At 34.4% G+C, this 15,074-nt stretch carries 15 protein-coding genes; 7 read left to right on the plus strand and 8 right to left on the minus strand.

Annotated features, from left to right (window positions below):
* Window positions 1-71: 71 nt before the first annotated feature.
* From mnmA to ACNRYB_RS11830, 4 genes are read left to right on the plus strand one after another with little or no spacing between them, the layout of a single operon-like run.
* The gene (mnmA, locus tag ACNRYB_RS11815; RefSeq protein ID WP_473730182.1) at window positions 72-1,259 is read left to right on the plus strand and encodes a tRNA 2-thiouridine(34) synthase MnmA; all 1,188 of its coding nucleotides are present in this window, start codon (window positions 72-74) and stop codon (window positions 1,257-1,259) included.
* A gap of 44 nt (window positions 1,260-1,303) precedes the next feature.
* Entirely contained in the window at window positions 1,304-2,911 is a 1,608-nt protein-coding gene (locus ACNRYB_RS11820; RefSeq protein WP_473730183.1) for a S8 family serine peptidase, read from the plus strand.
* 5 nt (window positions 2,912-2,916) lie between these two features.
* Window positions 2,917-3,861 carry an NAD(P)H-dependent flavin oxidoreductase gene (locus ACNRYB_RS11825; protein WP_473730184.1) on the plus strand — a complete coding sequence of 315 codons (945 nt, stop codon included), beginning with the start codon at window positions 2,917-2,919 and terminating at the stop codon, window positions 3,859-3,861.
* 19 nt (window positions 3,862-3,880) lie between these two features.
* Window positions 3,881-4,291 (plus strand): hypothetical protein, encoded by a 411-nt coding sequence (locus ACNRYB_RS11830; RefSeq protein WP_473730185.1) that lies wholly within the window; start codon window positions 3,881-3,883, stop codon window positions 4,289-4,291.
* Between the two features lie 122 nt (window positions 4,292-4,413).
* Here the strand turns inward: ACNRYB_RS11830 and ACNRYB_RS11835 are convergent, their stop codons facing one another.
* Window positions 4,414-4,851, minus strand: a complete 438-nt coding sequence (locus tag ACNRYB_RS11835; protein WP_343705762.1) for a DUF4268 domain-containing protein — start codon at window positions 4,849-4,851, stop codon at window positions 4,414-4,416.
* 91 nt (window positions 4,852-4,942) lie between these two features.
* On the opposite strand from ACNRYB_RS11835, the gene ACNRYB_RS11840 reads away from it, so the two are divergent.
* Window positions 4,943-5,587, plus strand: a complete 645-nt coding sequence (locus ACNRYB_RS11840; protein ID WP_473730186.1) for an NUDIX hydrolase — start codon at window positions 4,943-4,945, stop codon at window positions 5,585-5,587.
* Window positions 5,588-5,719: 132 nt separating this feature from the next.
* The gene (locus tag ACNRYB_RS11845; protein WP_473730187.1) at window positions 5,720-6,529 is read left to right on the plus strand and encodes a lysophospholipid acyltransferase family protein; all 810 of its coding nucleotides are present in this window, start codon (window positions 5,720-5,722) and stop codon (window positions 6,527-6,529) included.
* Window positions 6,530-6,612: 83 nt separating this feature from the next.
* Here ACNRYB_RS11845 and ACNRYB_RS11850 read toward each other — a convergent pair whose 3' ends face one another.
* The 3 genes from ACNRYB_RS11850 to ACNRYB_RS11860 form a co-directional block, all read right to left on the minus strand.
* Window positions 6,613-7,245: a hypothetical protein gene (locus ACNRYB_RS11850; protein WP_008462499.1), complete on the minus strand. Its 633-nt coding sequence runs from the start codon at window positions 7,243-7,245 to the stop codon at window positions 6,613-6,615.
* Window positions 7,246-7,253: 8 nt separating this feature from the next.
* Window positions 7,254-7,748 carry an RNA polymerase sigma factor gene (locus tag ACNRYB_RS11855; protein ID WP_008462500.1) on the minus strand — a complete coding sequence of 165 codons (495 nt, stop codon included), beginning with the start codon at window positions 7,746-7,748 and terminating at the stop codon, window positions 7,254-7,256.
* 152 nt (window positions 7,749-7,900) lie between these two features.
* A complete protein-coding gene (locus tag ACNRYB_RS11860; protein WP_066032286.1) occupies window positions 7,901-8,962 on the minus strand; it encodes a DUF3810 domain-containing protein in 1,062 nt (353 codons plus the stop codon).
* A 178-nt stretch (window positions 8,963-9,140) separates the two neighbouring features.
* Between ACNRYB_RS11860 and ACNRYB_RS11865 the strand changes: the two genes are divergently transcribed.
* Window positions 9,141-10,601, plus strand: coding sequence for an aminoacyl-histidine dipeptidase (locus tag ACNRYB_RS11865; protein ID WP_473730188.1), 1,461 nt, complete (start codon window positions 9,141-9,143; stop codon window positions 10,599-10,601).
* Window positions 10,602-10,721: 120 nt separating this feature from the next.
* Here ACNRYB_RS11865 and ACNRYB_RS11870 read toward each other — a convergent pair whose 3' ends face one another.
* The 4 genes from ACNRYB_RS11870 to ACNRYB_RS11885 all read right to left on the minus strand — a co-directional run bounded on the left by ACNRYB_RS11870 (window position 10,722) and on the right by ACNRYB_RS11885 (window position 14,808).
* A complete protein-coding gene (locus ACNRYB_RS11870) occupies window positions 10,722-11,498 on the minus strand; it encodes a carboxypeptidase-like regulatory domain-containing protein (protein WP_129748411.1) in 777 nt (258 codons plus the stop codon).
* Window positions 11,499-11,739: 241 nt separating this feature from the next.
* The gene (locus ACNRYB_RS11875; RefSeq protein WP_129748410.1) at window positions 11,740-13,656 is read right to left on the minus strand and encodes a DEAD/DEAH box helicase; all 1,917 of its coding nucleotides are present in this window, start codon (window positions 13,654-13,656) and stop codon (window positions 11,740-11,742) included.
* 203 nt (window positions 13,657-13,859) lie between these two features.
* Window positions 13,860-14,438: a non-canonical purine NTP diphosphatase gene (locus ACNRYB_RS11880; protein WP_160782379.1), complete on the minus strand. Its 579-nt coding sequence runs from the start codon at window positions 14,436-14,438 to the stop codon at window positions 13,860-13,862.
* On the minus strand, window positions 14,404-14,808 hold the full coding sequence (locus ACNRYB_RS11885; protein WP_473730189.1) for a ribosomal maturation YjgA family protein: 405 nt from the start codon (window positions 14,806-14,808) through the stop codon (window positions 14,404-14,406). The genes ACNRYB_RS11880 and ACNRYB_RS11885 overlap by 35 nt, the downstream gene beginning before the upstream one ends.
* Window positions 14,809-15,074 lie beyond the last annotated feature (266 nt).

Raw genomic sequence — 15,074 nt, forward strand, 5'->3', positions numbered from 1 at the left:
AATGAAAACCATGCTAAAATTTTCTATTATTTGGCGTATATTTGCAACCTTAAAAAATTAAACATTTCAAAATGAAACGAGTAGTTGTTGGACTTTCAGGTGGAGTAGATTCTAGTGTTGCAGCATATTTATTGCAGCAGCAGGGATACGAAGTTATTGGCCTTTTTATGAAGAATTGGCACGATGATTCAGTTACTATTTCGAACGAATGTCCTTGGCTTGAAGACAGTAACGATGCTTTACTTGTTGCTGAAAAGCTCGGAATCCCGTTTCAAACAGTTGATTTGAGCGAAGAATACAAAGAGAAAATCGTTGACTATATGTTCAACGAATACGAAAAAGGGAGAACTCCAAATCCTGACGTGCTTTGTAACCGCGAAATCAAATTTGATGTGTTTATGAAAATCGCTTTAAGGCTTGGTGCAGATTATGTTGCAACTGGGCATTATTGTCAAAAAACTGAAATCGAAGTGGACGGAAAAACGGTGTATCAATTGATTGCCGGAAATGATGTAAACAAAGATCAATCGTATTTCTTATGCCAATTGTCGCAGGAACAATTGTCAAAAGCTCTATTTCCTATTGGAGCTTTAACAAAACCAGAAGTGCGAGAAATTGCGGCTGAAATGGAATTGGTTACTGCAGAAAAGAAAGATTCTCAAGGTTTGTGTTTTATTGGAAAAGTTCGTCTTCCAGAATTTTTACAGCAAAAACTACAGCCTAAAGAAGGTAAAATTGTTCAGGTTGATAAAAATGATCCGATTTACAATATTGAGAAATCGGCTGAACTTTCTTTGGAAGAAAGATTAAAGTTAGAATCTCAAAAACTAGACTATATTCCAACAATGGGAAAAGTGGTTGGAAAACACCAAGGAGCTCATTACTTTACAGTTGGGCAAAGAAAAGGTCTAAATGTTGGAGGAACAACAGAGCCTTTATTTGTAATTGCAACCGATGTAGAAACCAACACCATTTATACAGGTATGTCTAGCGAGCATCCAGGTTTATTCAAAAAAGCGCTTTTTGTTGGACAATCTGAAGTACATTGGGTTAGAGAAGATATGACACTAAAAGCAGGTGAAAAAATGGAAGTGATGGCAAGAATCCGTTACCGTCAGCCTTTGCAAAAAGCGGTTTTATATCAATTTGAAGACGGAATGTATGTGGAGTTTGAAGAGCCGCAGTCTGCTATTACAGAAGGACAATTTGTTGCTTGGTATTTAGAAAATGAATTAGTTGGTTCGGGAGTAATTTCTTAGCTTTATACTTTATTTGGGAGCAAATCCCATAAAGGTATAAATTGATGAGATATAACTTTACTTTTCTTTTATTACTTCTTTCGTTTACCGTATTTTCACAAGAAGATGCGTGGGTTTATTTTAATGGTAAGCCTAATGCACAAGCCTTTTATGACAATCCGCTAACAGAACTTTCTCAAAGAGCTTTGGATCGAAGAACGAACCAAAATATCACTTTGACTATTACTGATGCTCCTCTGGAAACTTCCTATGTAAATCAAATTACTTCAAGCACAGGAATTACGGTAAAAGCGCAGTCAAAATGGCTAAATGCACTTCATATTCAAGGAACTCAAGCTAATATTAATGCTTTAAAATCGTTAGCTTTTGTTTCTAGAATTGAATTTGCCGACAAAACTTTGAATACTACAGGAAAAAGAGTTTCAGAGACTTCGATAAGCCAAACACATGAACAGTTAAAAGCAACTATTGATTATTCGTATGGAAATTCTGCGAATCAAATTCAGATGCTAAACGGGCAAGTTCTGCATCAGCAGAATTATACAGGAGAAGGCAAAATTATTGCCGTTATGGACGGTGGTTTTCCTGGAGTAAATACTGCACAGCCATTTGAAAATCTTAGAAATAATAATAAAATTCTAGGCGGTTATGATTATACTACCAGAAATACCAATTTTTATACGGGCGATTCTCATGGAACTTCGGTGCTTTCAACAATGGGAGGTTTTAAAGCAAATTCGTTAGTTGGAACTGCTCCAAATGCATCTTATTACCTTTTTATTACAGAAATTCAAGCTCAAGAGATTCCGTTAGAAGAATCGCTGTGGGTTGAGGCTGCAGAAAAGGCAGATGCTTTAGGTGTTGATATCATAACGACTTCATTGGGATATTTTTTGGATAGAGATGAAATCAGGTACAATCATACTTATAGCGAGATGAACGGGATTACGACTTTTATTTCTCGTGGCGCAGAAATCGCATTTAGTAAAGGAATATTAGTTTTAGCTTCAGCGGGAAATGAAGGAAATCAGCCAGAAAAACACATTGGTTCGCCTGCAGATGCTGTTTCAGTATTGGCAATTGGTTCTGTTAATGCATCTAAAGTAAGAGCTGGCTCCAGTTCAATCGGGCCAAGTTACGATGGAAGAATAAAACCAGATGTTATGGCACAAGGGGTGTCGGCGGTAGTTTCTGATGCAAATGGAGTTATTGGAACAGCAAGTGGGACTTCATTTTCATGTCCGATAATGGCAGGAATGGCAGCTTCTTTATGGCAGGCATTTCCAAACAAAACCAATAAAGAAATCAGACAAATGATTTTGCAATCTGCTGATCGATATGTGAACCCTGATAATAATTACGGATACGGAATACCGAATTTTGGAGCAGCATTAAGTGTTGATAGTTTTATCGCAGAAGCTTCGTTTGCGGTATATCCAAATCCAGCAAAAAATGAAGTTTCTTTTTCTTTTTTAAATGAAAATAATACAGCATCTGTAACTATTTATTCGATATTGGGACAAAAATTAATAGAAGAAAAAATCAATAATTCAAATCCAGTTCTTTCCTTGCAATCGCTTCAAAGTGGATTGTACATTTATAGTTTTGATGCTGATAATCTGCATAAAACAGGGAAAATAATCAAGCAATAATTTTAATGAATAAAATCACCCAACTTTTCAATATAAAATACCCAATCATTCAAGGCGGAATGATCTGGAACAGCGGTTACAAATTGGCTTCAGCTGTAAGCAATGCTGGAGGTTTAGGACTTATTGGTGCGGGTTCTATGTATCCAGAAGTTTTAAGAGAGCACATTCAAAAATGTAAAAAAGCGACCGATAAGCCTTTTGGTGTCAATATTCCGATGTTATATCCAAACATTGAAGAGATTATGAATATTGTGGTCGATGAAGGCGTTAAAATCGTTTTCACTTCGGCAGGAAATCCAAAAACTTGGACTTCATTTTTGAAAGAAAAAGGCATTACAGTGGTTCATGTGGTTAGCAGTAGTGTTTTTGCTTTGAAAGCCCAAGATGCTGGTGTAGACGCTGTAGTTGCCGAAGGTTTTGAAGCGGGCGGTCATAACGGTCGTGAAGAAACGACTACTTTGACTTTGATTCCGATGGTTAAAGAAAAAATACAAATTCCTTTAATTGCTGCTGGTGGAATTGCTACAGGAAGAGGAATGCTTGCCGCTATAGTTTTGGGAGCAGATGGCGTTCAGGTTGGAAGCCGTTTTGCTGCTTCTGTAGAATCTTCTTCGCACAATAATTTTAAAGAAACTATAGTTAGTACTATAGAAGGAGGTACGCAATTGACATTGAAAGAATTAGCACCTGTGCGTTTGATAAAAAACAAGTTTTATCAGGATGTTCAGGATTTGTACCAAAAATGCCCGTCTAAAGAAGAATTGGTTCAGCTTCTAGGAAGAGCAAGAGCTAAAAGGGGAATGTTTGAAGGAGATTTGGAAGAGGGAGAGTTAGAAATTGGTCAAGTAGCAGGTCTGATTCACGAAATTTTACCGGTTGAAGAAATTATTCAACAAATGATAGCCGAATTTGAAACCGCATCCAAAGAAAAGACTACATTTGAGTTTTAATACCTGCAAGAAATATTTTATGAATTCTCTACGCACCTATATATTACTATTTTTTTTAGCTTTTGGATTGCAACAAGTTCAGAGTCAGACTTATCATTTTAAAACATCTGGATTTAGTGTTTTAGAAAAAAACGAAAGAGGAAAGTGGGGAGAATGGTCGAATCTTGATTTGGTCAATCTTTCGGTGGTTTTAGATACCAATAAGCATAGAATTGTTGTGTATTCGCAAGAAATCCAACTTTATAATATTTTGGATTATATCGAAAGAGAAGAAAATGATACCGATATTCTGTATTCTTTTATGTGTAAGGATAATGATGGGAGAGAGTGTAAATTATCAATCATAACCCGAAAAAAGCAGGATTATAGAAAACAGCTTTACATCAATTACGACGATCATATTATTGTGTATAATATTATTACTGTGTAAAAGTTTCTGAGATGTTAAGATTCTAAGTTTTTAAATAATAAACCCGACAGGTTTTTAAACCAGTCGGGTTTGCTATATAATCTTAGTATCTCAGAAACTTAGAAGCTTAGTATCTTAGAACCTCAATTCTCCACATCCTTAATAAACTCATCGTATTCTAAATAGAACATTTCTAGCGCGTGCATATTTTCGTTGAAAAAATCAAAAATAGCATCCCAAGTATTTTTATTGCTGAAACCAACGCCAGTTTTTTCAACCCAGATTCTGCTGATGGTTTTACCGCTTTCAAGAGTATAATTTTTTTCGAAAACCAAATCTTTGATGAATTCTTCTTCTAGAATGTTTTTTAAAGCTTCTAATTTTTCAAAATAAGCAATACGTTTTTCATCGCTTCGCTGTTCAATATCAATTAAAACCTGAGCCTTTTTATTGTCAACATAAAACTTAAAAGAGAAATCTTTAATTTTCGTATCATAAAGCACCCATTTACGAGGATATTTTTCGGCAAAAGCTACCCAAAATTCTCTTTTTATTCTTTGTGATTCTTCTTTACTGTACATTTTTTAGGCTTTAATAGCAGAAAACTTGTGGTACTGCGTTTTCTGGAGTATATTTATGTTTTATTTGAAAATACAAAAATAAGCTTTGATTATGAATTTTCAAGACTTTTTGAAATATGTTCCCAATATAATTCCAGTAGAGCTGCCAGCAGTAACTTCACATTTAAAAATGGCTCCAAAAGAGCGTATAGAGGGATTAAAAAATCTTGATATTGATGCACTAAACGCTAGAATGGCGGGGGTAATGATGCTGTTTTATCCCAAACAGGAAAAAACACATCTGGTTTTGATTGTTAGAAATGCTTATGACGGAGTTCATTCAGCTCAGATTGCATTTCCAGGCGGGAAGTATGAAAAGGAAGATTTAAATTTTGAAACTACAGCTCTTAGAGAAACCCATGAAGAGGTTGGAATTACGAGTGATAAAATAGACATTGTTAAACATTTCTCACCAATGTATATTCCGCCAAGCAACTTTTTGGTGCATCCGTTTTTAGGAATTGCCAAAGAAGAACTTTCTTTTTATCCCGATATAAGAGAAGTTGCCGGAATTATCGAACTGCCTTTATCTGTTTTTTTAAATGATGATATTATTATCGAAGCCAGATTATCAACTTCTTATGGAGCCAATATTTTAGTTCCCGCCTTTAATATTCAGAATCATGTTGTTTGGGGAGCCACGGCAATGATTTTGAGCGAATTGCGAGATGTCTTAAAAGAAGCGATGGAAAAATAAATTTGATAAGGTTTATTTAATGATTTGATATTCATTTGGATACCTCTTATTTCTAGAAATTGTTTTATAGTGTTGCTAAAAGAATAATTTTTGTATGTTTGCGACCTAACAAAAAAATAAGATAAATTAGTTATGGGATTGTTTAAACGAAATCCTTTTGGACATATATTATTCATCAAGAAATGGTTGATCCGAGTTCTAGGTGCCATGACTCATAAGAGATATAGAGGTTTTAATGAATTGCAGATTGAAGGATCTGAAATTATTAAAACGCTTCCAGATACTAATGTTTTATTTATTTCCAACCACCAAACTTATTTTGCAGACGTTGTAGCGATGTTTCATGTCTTTAATGCCAGTTTATCAGGACGTCAAGACACGATTAAGAATATTGGTTATTTGTGGCAGCCAAAAATGAATATTTATTATGTAGCGGCAAAAGAAACGATGCAGGCTGGTTTACTGCCAAGAATTTTGGCTTATGTAGGCGCCATTACAGTTGAGAGAACTTGGCGATCAAAAGGTGTTGATGTGACCGAAAAAAGAGAAGTGAATCCGAATGATACTGAAAACATCAGAATTGCACTTGAAGATGGTTGGGTTATTACTTTCCCGCAAGGAACGACAAAATCATTCAAACCCGTTCGTAAAGGAACTGCTCATATTATCAAACAGCACAAACCAATCGTTATTCCAATTGTAATTGATGGTTTCCGCAGATCATTCGATAAGAAAGGACTTCGAATGAAGAAAAAAGGAATTCTACAATCTTTCATCATCAAAGAACCTCTTGATATTGATTATGAAAATGATACTATCGAACAAATCGTAGAAAAAGTAGAATACGCAATCGAACAACATCCTTCATTTTTAAAAGTTATTCCAGCTGAAGAAATAAAAGCACAAGAAGAACTGAATAAAATGAGACGATGGGATTACTAGAAATTTTAGATTTCTGAGTAGATTGTAGATTTGTTTCAAGTTGAAAAAACTTAGAAACTTAGCATCTCAGAACCTTAGCAACTTTAAAAGTCAATCTTCTTCAACTCCTTATAATTCGCATATAATCGTCTTAAAAGCGTTCCGTAAATAATTCTGTAGAAACACCAGAACAATCCGAAGAAGCCTAATATCACAAGGAATAATATCCCGATTGTAACAAACATGGCTTTTCCGTTCATCGCTAATTTCTCTCTAAGAAATTCCATGTCTGGATTATAGACAAAAGCAATGAAGAAACTTAAAATTGCAGTAATTACAATCATTCCGAGATTATACCATACATAATATTGAACCGTTTTGCGGGTTCTTAAAATAGCACTCATTAATGATTTTGTGGCTATGGTGGTCGAAATTGTTTTGTAATTTTTATAGAAAATGTAAACAAAAATCAGTACGACAACATAATTAAAGTACGTTAGAAACTCTAAAGCGGTTACAATTTCAGGGTGATTCATTTTATGCAATACGTCGTCTGTATTGATGAATAAATTTGAAAATGTCCAAAACGAAATTTCCAAAATACTGATAATCAAAATCCATTTTACAATGGAAGATGACTTTCTGTGAATCATCTTATAGATTTCGTTTTCAGAAATTTGTTGAAAAGAATCAGAGTTCTTTTGCCAATCTTTTTTTAATAAATCCAGTTCTTTCATAATAATTTTTAAGGATTTAGTATTTTTTTAAGTTTCCCCTTAATTCTGTTCATTTTCACGCGCGCATTCACTTCGCTGATTCCTAAGGTTTCAGCTATTTCTTGATAATCTTTGTCTTCTAAATACATAAAAACTAATGCCTTTTCAATGTCATTCAATTGATAAACTGCTTTGTACATAAGTTTAATCTGTTCCTCTTCCTCATAATTGTAGTCAACATCTTTTACAAAATGCTGATGGTTTTCATAATCTACGGTCGAAATAGTTCTTTTGGTTTTGCGGTATAAGGTAATTGCTGTGTTTAAGGCAACACGATATGTCCAAGTCGAAAATTTACTGTCGCCTCTAAATTTTGGATAAGCTTTCCAAAGCTGAATGGTAATCTCTTGAAACAGGTCTTTATGAGCGTCTTCTCCAGCAGTATATAATCTACAAATCTTGTGGATTATATTCTGATTTGCCTGCAGCTGCGCAACAAATGACTGTTCTAGATTTTCGCTCATAATGTATTAGTAGTTATGAAATCATTTTTGTTACAGTTCAATGTATTTTTTTTTGCCACAGATTGAATAGATTTTAATGATTTCTATTTTTACGCTAAATGATTAAAGCGATTAGAAATCATTTTCAATCATTTAATCTGTAGCAAAAGAAATTATAATTCCCTTGTTTTGTAATAATTAATCATCAGATCAATAAACCTGCTGTAGCTTTCCATGCCATCTTTCTGGTTATTTGATTTCAGGAAATTATCGTATAAAAAATGAAAACCTTTGTCTATAAAAGTGTCGTATTTTTTCCAGAAATCTTGACTTTCCTGATAGTTTTTTAAAATTCCAGTATTTACTTGCTTCTTTAAAATTTCAAAAATTTTCTCGTTTTTAAATTTCCAGATTCCAAGGCAATAACGCAAAGCAAAACTGTATCCTGAATATTGAAAATACAAATTATCGTTTTTCACAGATGCCAAAACGCCAATAAAATTACATTCGTTTTCGCTCGCAAAACCTATCTGATGTGCCATTTCGTGAGAAGAGGTAAGAGGGAAAGAATACATTGGAAGTAAATTGTTTACTTGTGCCTCGTTTGTAAACGGATTAAGATAACCTCCAAATCCCATATAAGTTAAGGGAAGGCTGAATAATGATTTTTTAACGCTTAAAGTCTCGTACTTAAAATACGAATGTTCTCGAGCAAGATTATCATATCCGTTTATATTCATTTTAAAAACTTCTTCTTGGGAATAAGGAAGCTGAATTTTTTCGTTTTTATCTTTTGTGATTTTAAACTGAATTTCATTGGTTTTTATAATTAGTTTTTTGGTAAAGGCCAATAAATCTGCATCGCTATATTCTCTTTTAATATTCATTTTTTGAGAAAGGGGCTCACGATAATAATTGAAAGCCCAAAGCAGATGGAACAAAAAGTAATAAATAGAAATTTTGCCTACTATTTTTAAAAGATGATCTTTCCAGTCTGTTTTCCATGTCTTTCTGATTCTCCAAAACCAGCTGATCATAGAAATGATTAAGAGGCCATAAAAAAAGTCGCCAACAGAAAATGGAATTTTGCCTAAAAGCATTCTTGAAAAATGTGAAATCCTGATATATAAATTTTTGCTGTAGAAGCCCTCCACAAAATCTGGAAAGTAAACAAGAATTTTATAAAAAATAATTTGAACTATAAGAAATAAAGGTAAAATGTATTTTGATTTCACGGCGCAATTTTTAGATACGTAAATATAAATACAATTATTTATAACTAAAAAGAATAGTATTTTGGGGTTTTAATTTTAAAGCCGATAATTTGTGCTAATTCGTGCAATTCGTGGCAAAAAAAGCAATTAAACTTTGTAACTTTGAAGCTCTTAATTGTTAAACATCAAACAAAATATAATGAGTCAAGAAGTAAGAAATCTGGAACCAAAAGCACTTTGGAACAAATTCGCAGATTTAAACGAAGTTCCTCGTCCATCCAAGAAAGAAGAGCGTGTCATTGAGTTTATGAAAAACTTTGGAAACAGCTTAGGTTTAGAAACTTTCGAAGATGAAATTAGAAACGTAATCATCAGAAAACCGGCAACTCCAGGGATGGAAAATCGTAAACCAATCGTAATGCAGGGGCATTTAGATATGGTGCACCAAAAAAATGCAGATACAGTTTTTGATTTTGATACACAAGGAATCGACATGTATGTTGATGGTGACTGGGTTCGCGCACGCGGTACAACACTTGGAGCTGATAATGGGCTAGGAGTGGCGACTATTATGGCTATTCTTGAAAGCAAAGACATTCCGCATCCGGCAATCGAGGCATTGTTTACTGTTGACGAAGAAACAGGAATGACTGGCGCGTTAAACTTAAAAGGTGGGATTCTTCAAGGGAAGATTTTATTGAACTTGGATACAGAAGAAGATGATGAAATTGATATCGGATGTGCTGGTGGAATTGACGTAACAGCAACAAGAACGTATCACGAAGAAGAAGTTCCAGAAGGTTCTGTTGGGTATACCATTACAGTAAAAGGTTTGAATGGTGGACATTCAGGAATGGATATTCATAAAGGTTTAGGAAATGCAAATAAAATCATGAATCGTCTATTATTTGACGCATTTGAAAACTTTGGTTTGCAGATTGCTGAAATTAACGGAGGAAGTCTTAGAAATGCAATTCCAAGAGAAAGTGTTGCGAAAGTAATTATTTCTCAAATGTTTGATGAAGCTTACGTTTACGATATGCAGGAAATTATTTCTGATATTAAAGCTGAATATAAAACAACCGAACCAAACTTATCTATTGAAATCGTAAAAGGTGATTTGCCTGAAAAGGTAATGGACTTAGGAGTTCAAGAAGGAATTATCAGAGCGATTTATGCAGCTCAAAATGGAGTTTACAAAATGAGCGCTGATATGGCTGACTTAGTTGAAACTTCAAATAATATTGCTCGTGTTGTTATAAAAGACGGAGAAATCTTAGTTGGATGTTTAACGCGTTCTTCTGTAGAATCTTCAAAATTTGATTTGGCTAATTCACTACGTTCTGCTTTTGAATTGGTTGGATGCGAGGTAGAACTTACTGGTTCTTATCCAGGATGGACTCCAAATGTAAACTCTGAAATTTTAGAAGTTTTAAAAGAGATTTACGAAAAGCAAAATGGTGAACAGCCAAAAGTTGTAGCTTGCCACGCGGGTTTAGAATGCGGAATTTTAGGAACAAATTATCCTGATATGGATATGATTTCTTTTGGACCGACTATTCACGGAGCGCACTCTCCAGACGAAAGAGCAAGTATTTCATCTGCACAGAAGTATTGGAAATTTGTTCTTGAGATCTTAGAGAATATTCCAGTTAAATAAAATAGTTTTCAGTAGCAGTCTCAGTATTCAGTTCGTAGAACTGTTAAACTGAGACTGTCAACTGCGACTATAAAAAAATCCTCAATCTTAATTGAGGATTTTTTTTATGATAAAATATTATTAATTTCTTTTCAAAACTTTATACTGTTCGTAACAAGCGCTAATTGCATCCATAATCTGAAGATCATTTGCGGTTTGTATGAAAGAATCAGAATAGTTGCAGCGGTGCATAATTTCAGGGATTTCATCCTTGCTCACTCCTAATAGGACAGCGACCGTTTCGCGATCATATTTGGACTCCAAGAGCGTTCGTACGGTATCGTCTTTTTTCATTTCTTTAAGCTTCTTGAGCTCTTTACCATTTTTTCCGAAGAAATTATAGAGCATATCGGCGGGATTAAAAATCGATCCTAGAACTTTTCCAAAAGCATTTGGAGCATATTCTCCAGCTTCATAACCTTGCGTAAGTCCAGAAATGCTATAACGATAGTTTTCTTTTGTTGGAATTAATTTTGAATCTATTTCAAGATATCCTGTCAAAGAAAATGGAGCAATAACCACCTCTTCTAGGGCAATTGCTTTTTCTGTCAGCTGAATTCTAGTTACTTTATTCTTGATCCAGTCGTTTGTAACTCTGATTCTCAATGATTGAAATCCTAGAATAGAAAAGTGAAGCGTATCATTGACTTGCACGTCAATTTCAAAATACCCTTTTTCGTCAGATTTTGCACCACGCACTTTATTGGTGTTAATGATGTTTACGCCAGCAAGCGGTTGTTTGCTGTCGTCATTAATAACATAACCTGAAACTCTTTGTGGAACTGTTGGCTGCTGCGTATCTTGTGCAAAACCAATGTTAGCGAGAAGTGTAAAAAAGAAAATTGCGAAATATTTCATATCCTGATTTAAAGCTCTAAAAGTAGTAAATAGGGATTAAATATCTCGCAGTCTTAGAATTTAATTATAAGAAAATTAACAAAGGCTGAAGTATTGCCTTTTTAATGTTAAATAAAAAAAGACAGAGGAGGTTATATTGGATTACAAAAGTCATATAGTGACTTAAATTCTGGGAATAAAAAAATCCCAAATTCCATGTATGTTTGGAATTCGGGATTTTGTATTTTAAGAAATTGAAAAATTAATCTCTTCTTGATCTTCTTGGTCTTGAGCTATCTCCAAAGTTTTCAGAACGTCTTGGAGCTCTTTCTGAACCACCCTCACTTCTTGGAGCAGAGCTTCTGAAACCGCCTTCTCTTCTTGAAGATGAGTTTCTGTCGCCTCTGAAGCCTCCATCACGAGATCCGCCTTCGCGTGAACCTCCGTCTCTAGAAGAACTTCTGTCACTTCTAAAACCGCCTTCACGTCTTGGAGCGAAGTTTCCTTCTCTTCTTCCAGAATCACGTCTTCCGCCACGGTTGTTATGATCGCGTCTTCCTCCACCATCATTTTTAGAAATCTCAACATTGATACGACGACCTTCTAATTGAACGTTGTTTAAAACATCCATTACTTTGTCTGTATGCTGTGGATCAGTGTTAAAGAAAGAGAAACCTTCTTTTACATCTACTTTAAAGATATCATCACGACCTAAGTCTAATGTTTCTTTCAAGTAATCTTTTAATGACATCCAATCGAAATTGTCTCTAGAACCAATATTTACGAAATAACGAACTGCTCCATTATTACTGAATTCTCTTGGTTCAGAATCACCTCTTTCGCGTCTTTCACCACCAGAAACAGAGATATCTCTATTCTTTTTGTAGTAAGTGATGAAACGGTTGAATTCTACTGAAACCATTTTCTTGATCAACTCTTCTTTTGATAAATCTTCAAGAACATTGTTGATTGCTGGCAAATAGTTGTCAATTTCGTGATCAACCTCAGTATCTTTAATTTTGTTAGCTAAGTGCAATAACTGAATTTCGCAGATTTCAATTCCAGATGGAATAGTTTTTTCAACAAACTTTTGTTTGATGATTCTTTCGATAGAAGAAATTTTACGTAACTCGCTTTTTGTAACAATTACAATAGAAGTACCTAATTTTCCAGCTCTACCTGTACGTCCAGAACGGTGGTTGTAAGTTTCAATCTCGTCAGGCAATTGGTAGTTTACAACGTGAGTTACATTGTCAACATCAATACCACGTGCAGCAACGTCAGTAGCTACAAGCATCTGAATTTGTCTTCCACGGAACGATTTCATTACACCATCACGTTGCGCTTGAGATAAATCTCCGTGTAACGCAGCGGCGCTATAACCATCTTCAATTAACTTCTCTGCAATAGCTTGCGTGTCTCTTTTTGTACGACAGAAAACTACAGAGAAAATGTCTGGATTAGCATCAGCTAAACGTTTTAATGCTTCGTAACGATCACGAGCATTAACTAAATAAAATTCGTGAGAAACTGTAGATGAACCTGAGTTTTTAGTTCCTACAGTAATTTCTAATGGATCGCTCATGAATTGTTTTGCAATTCTAGCAACCTCTTGCGGCATAGTTGCAGAGAACAACCATGTGCTTTTTTCGTCTGGAGTATCTGATAAAATAGATACGATATCATCATAGAATCCCATGTTTAACATTTCGTCAGCCTCATCAAGAACACAGTAATCTATGTTTTTAATGTTTACTAAACCTCTGTTAATCATGTCTTGCATTCTTCCTGGAGTCGCCACAATGATTTGTGCACCTCTCTTTATTTCTCTTGCTTGTTCTGTTATACTAGCTCCTCCGTAAACTGCTACCACATTAATACCTTTTTCGTATTTTGAGTAGTTTTTAAGTTCGTTAGTAATCTGTAAACATAACTCGCGTGTTGGCGATAAAACTAATGCTTGTGTATTTCTGTTGTCGGCATCAATTTTTTGAATTAGCGGAAAACCGAAAGCTGCCGTTTTCCCTGTCCCTGTTTGAGCCAACGCAACCATATCCGTGTCTTTTTCCAATAATAGGGGAATCGCCTTTTCCTGTACCTCTGACGGATTTTCAAATCCTAGATCTAAAATCGCCTTCAGTAACGATTCATTCAATCCTAATTGTTCAAATTTATTCATATGTGTTTTAAAATAGGGTGCAAAATTACTGTTAATTATTCAGATAAACTAATGCAGTTTTAAGAATTATGTATTTGTTAAGAATTGATTATCAAAAAGTTACAATTTGATTAAAATAATTTTTTGCAAGAAATGCAGAAAATCGCCAAAAAACACGTCGTGAAATGTAAAATTTAGCCTCTAAAATGTTGTATTTTAAACAATTATTTTGTGGTGCTCAGAAAATCAATGAGTTGCTTAACGGCTTTTCCGCGGTGACCTATAGTGTTTTTAGTTGCTAAAGGCAGTTCGGCAAAGGTTTCATTAAAATTTTCTGGTTTAAAAATAGGATCGTAGCCAAAACCATTTGTTCCTGTTTTTGTTTGTGTAATTTCTCCTTTTGCAATTCCGGTAAACAAATATTGTTTTCCTTTTAAGTTTAAAGTAATAACGGTCTTGAACTGGGCGCTGCGATTTTCCTTATTTTTTAAAGCCTCCAAAAGCTTGTTCATGTTATCATCTGCATTTTTTTGCTCGCCCGCATAACGTGCAGAATAAACTCCAGGTTCGCCATTTAAAGCATTTACTTCTAGACCTGTATCATCTGCAAAACAATCGTAACCATATTTTTGAGTTACATAATCGGCTTTTAAAATGGCATTTCCTTCTATGGTGTCAGCTGTTTCAGGAATGTCTTCAAAACAATTAATATCTTCTAAACTTAATATTTTAATGCTTTCCGGAAGCATACTTTGAATTTCTGCAATTTTATTTTTGTTGTTTGATGCGAAAACGAGATTCATTGTTATAGTATTTTAAAAATGATTTTTCAATAATAAAGGTAAGTGAAATTCCAAACGTATAAGCAAGAATATCCGACCATAAAAATCCTTGACCTAAAACATATCTTCCAAAAAGCGTTTTTCTAAGGTCAATAATCCATTTGGCTCGATAAAGCTGTAAAAACTCAATTCCATAACAAATAAAAAGAGAAAATAGTATTACAAACCAAAACTTTTTTGATGGAAAGAAAATTCTAACTAAAAAGTAAATCATTACAGCGTAAAGAAAATCACCAATCCATAAAGGAATAAAAGGAATTTTTCTTGAAAGTATTCCGAAAACAATTATGCTTAGGAAGATTAGGAAATAGTTAATTCTTGTTTTGTTCAAGTTGAGAATGGGTTTTGGTTAAAGCAAATTTAGGCTAAATTTTTAAAAGAAATTAAGCCTCGTTTGTCATTCCGAGGAACGAGGAATCGCACTCGCAGATCGACAAAGATTGGCGAATTACTTTGCGGAATTCCTCGTGTGATTCCTCGTTCCTCGGAATGACAAACTAGACCGAATACTTTAGAATAAGGTAGTCAATAATCCATTTTTAGGTAACAAAAAATACAAAGCCTCTATAACGTCACTTTATTTTATAAATTTATCAG

The organism is Flavobacterium sp. CR10, from assembly GCF_055814415.1.

What these genes read in the sequence shown, in the direction of transcription:
- mnmA (WP_473730182.1), top strand. Translation starts at nt 72, where the DNA reads ATGAAACGAGTAGTTGTTGGACTTTCAGGTGGAGTAGATTCTAGTGTT.
- ACNRYB_RS11820 (WP_473730183.1), top strand. Translation starts at nt 1,304, where the DNA reads ATGAGATATAACTTTACTTTTCTTTTATTACTTCTTTCGTTTACCGTA.
- ACNRYB_RS11825 (WP_473730184.1), top strand. Translation starts at nt 2,917, where the DNA reads ATGAATAAAATCACCCAACTTTTCAATATAAAATACCCAATCATTCAA.
- ACNRYB_RS11830 (WP_473730185.1), top strand. Translation starts at nt 3,881, where the DNA reads ATGAATTCTCTACGCACCTATATATTACTATTTTTTTTAGCTTTTGGA.
- ACNRYB_RS11835 (WP_343705762.1), bottom strand. Translation starts at nt 4,851, where the DNA reads ATGTACAGTAAAGAAGAATCACAAAGAATAAAAAGAGAATTTTGGGTA.
- ACNRYB_RS11840 (WP_473730186.1), top strand. Translation starts at nt 4,943, where the DNA reads ATGAATTTTCAAGACTTTTTGAAATATGTTCCCAATATAATTCCAGTA.
- ACNRYB_RS11845 (WP_473730187.1), top strand. Translation starts at nt 5,720, where the DNA reads ATGGGATTGTTTAAACGAAATCCTTTTGGACATATATTATTCATCAAG.
- ACNRYB_RS11850 (WP_008462499.1), bottom strand. Translation starts at nt 7,245, where the DNA reads ATGAAAGAACTGGATTTATTAAAAAAAGATTGGCAAAAGAACTCTGAT.
- ACNRYB_RS11855 (WP_008462500.1), bottom strand. Translation starts at nt 7,748, where the DNA reads ATGAGCGAAAATCTAGAACAGTCATTTGTTGCGCAGCTGCAGGCAAAT.
- ACNRYB_RS11865 (WP_473730188.1), top strand. Translation starts at nt 9,141, where the DNA reads ATGAGTCAAGAAGTAAGAAATCTGGAACCAAAAGCACTTTGGAACAAA.
- ACNRYB_RS11870 (WP_129748411.1), bottom strand. Translation starts at nt 11,498, where the DNA reads ATGAAATATTTCGCAATTTTCTTTTTTACACTTCTCGCTAACATTGGT.
- ACNRYB_RS11875 (WP_129748410.1), bottom strand. Translation starts at nt 13,656, where the DNA reads ATGAATAAATTTGAACAATTAGGATTGAATGAATCGTTACTGAAGGCG.
- ACNRYB_RS11880 (WP_160782379.1), bottom strand. Translation starts at nt 14,438, where the DNA reads ATGAATCTCGTTTTCGCATCAAACAACAAAAATAAAATTGCAGAAATT.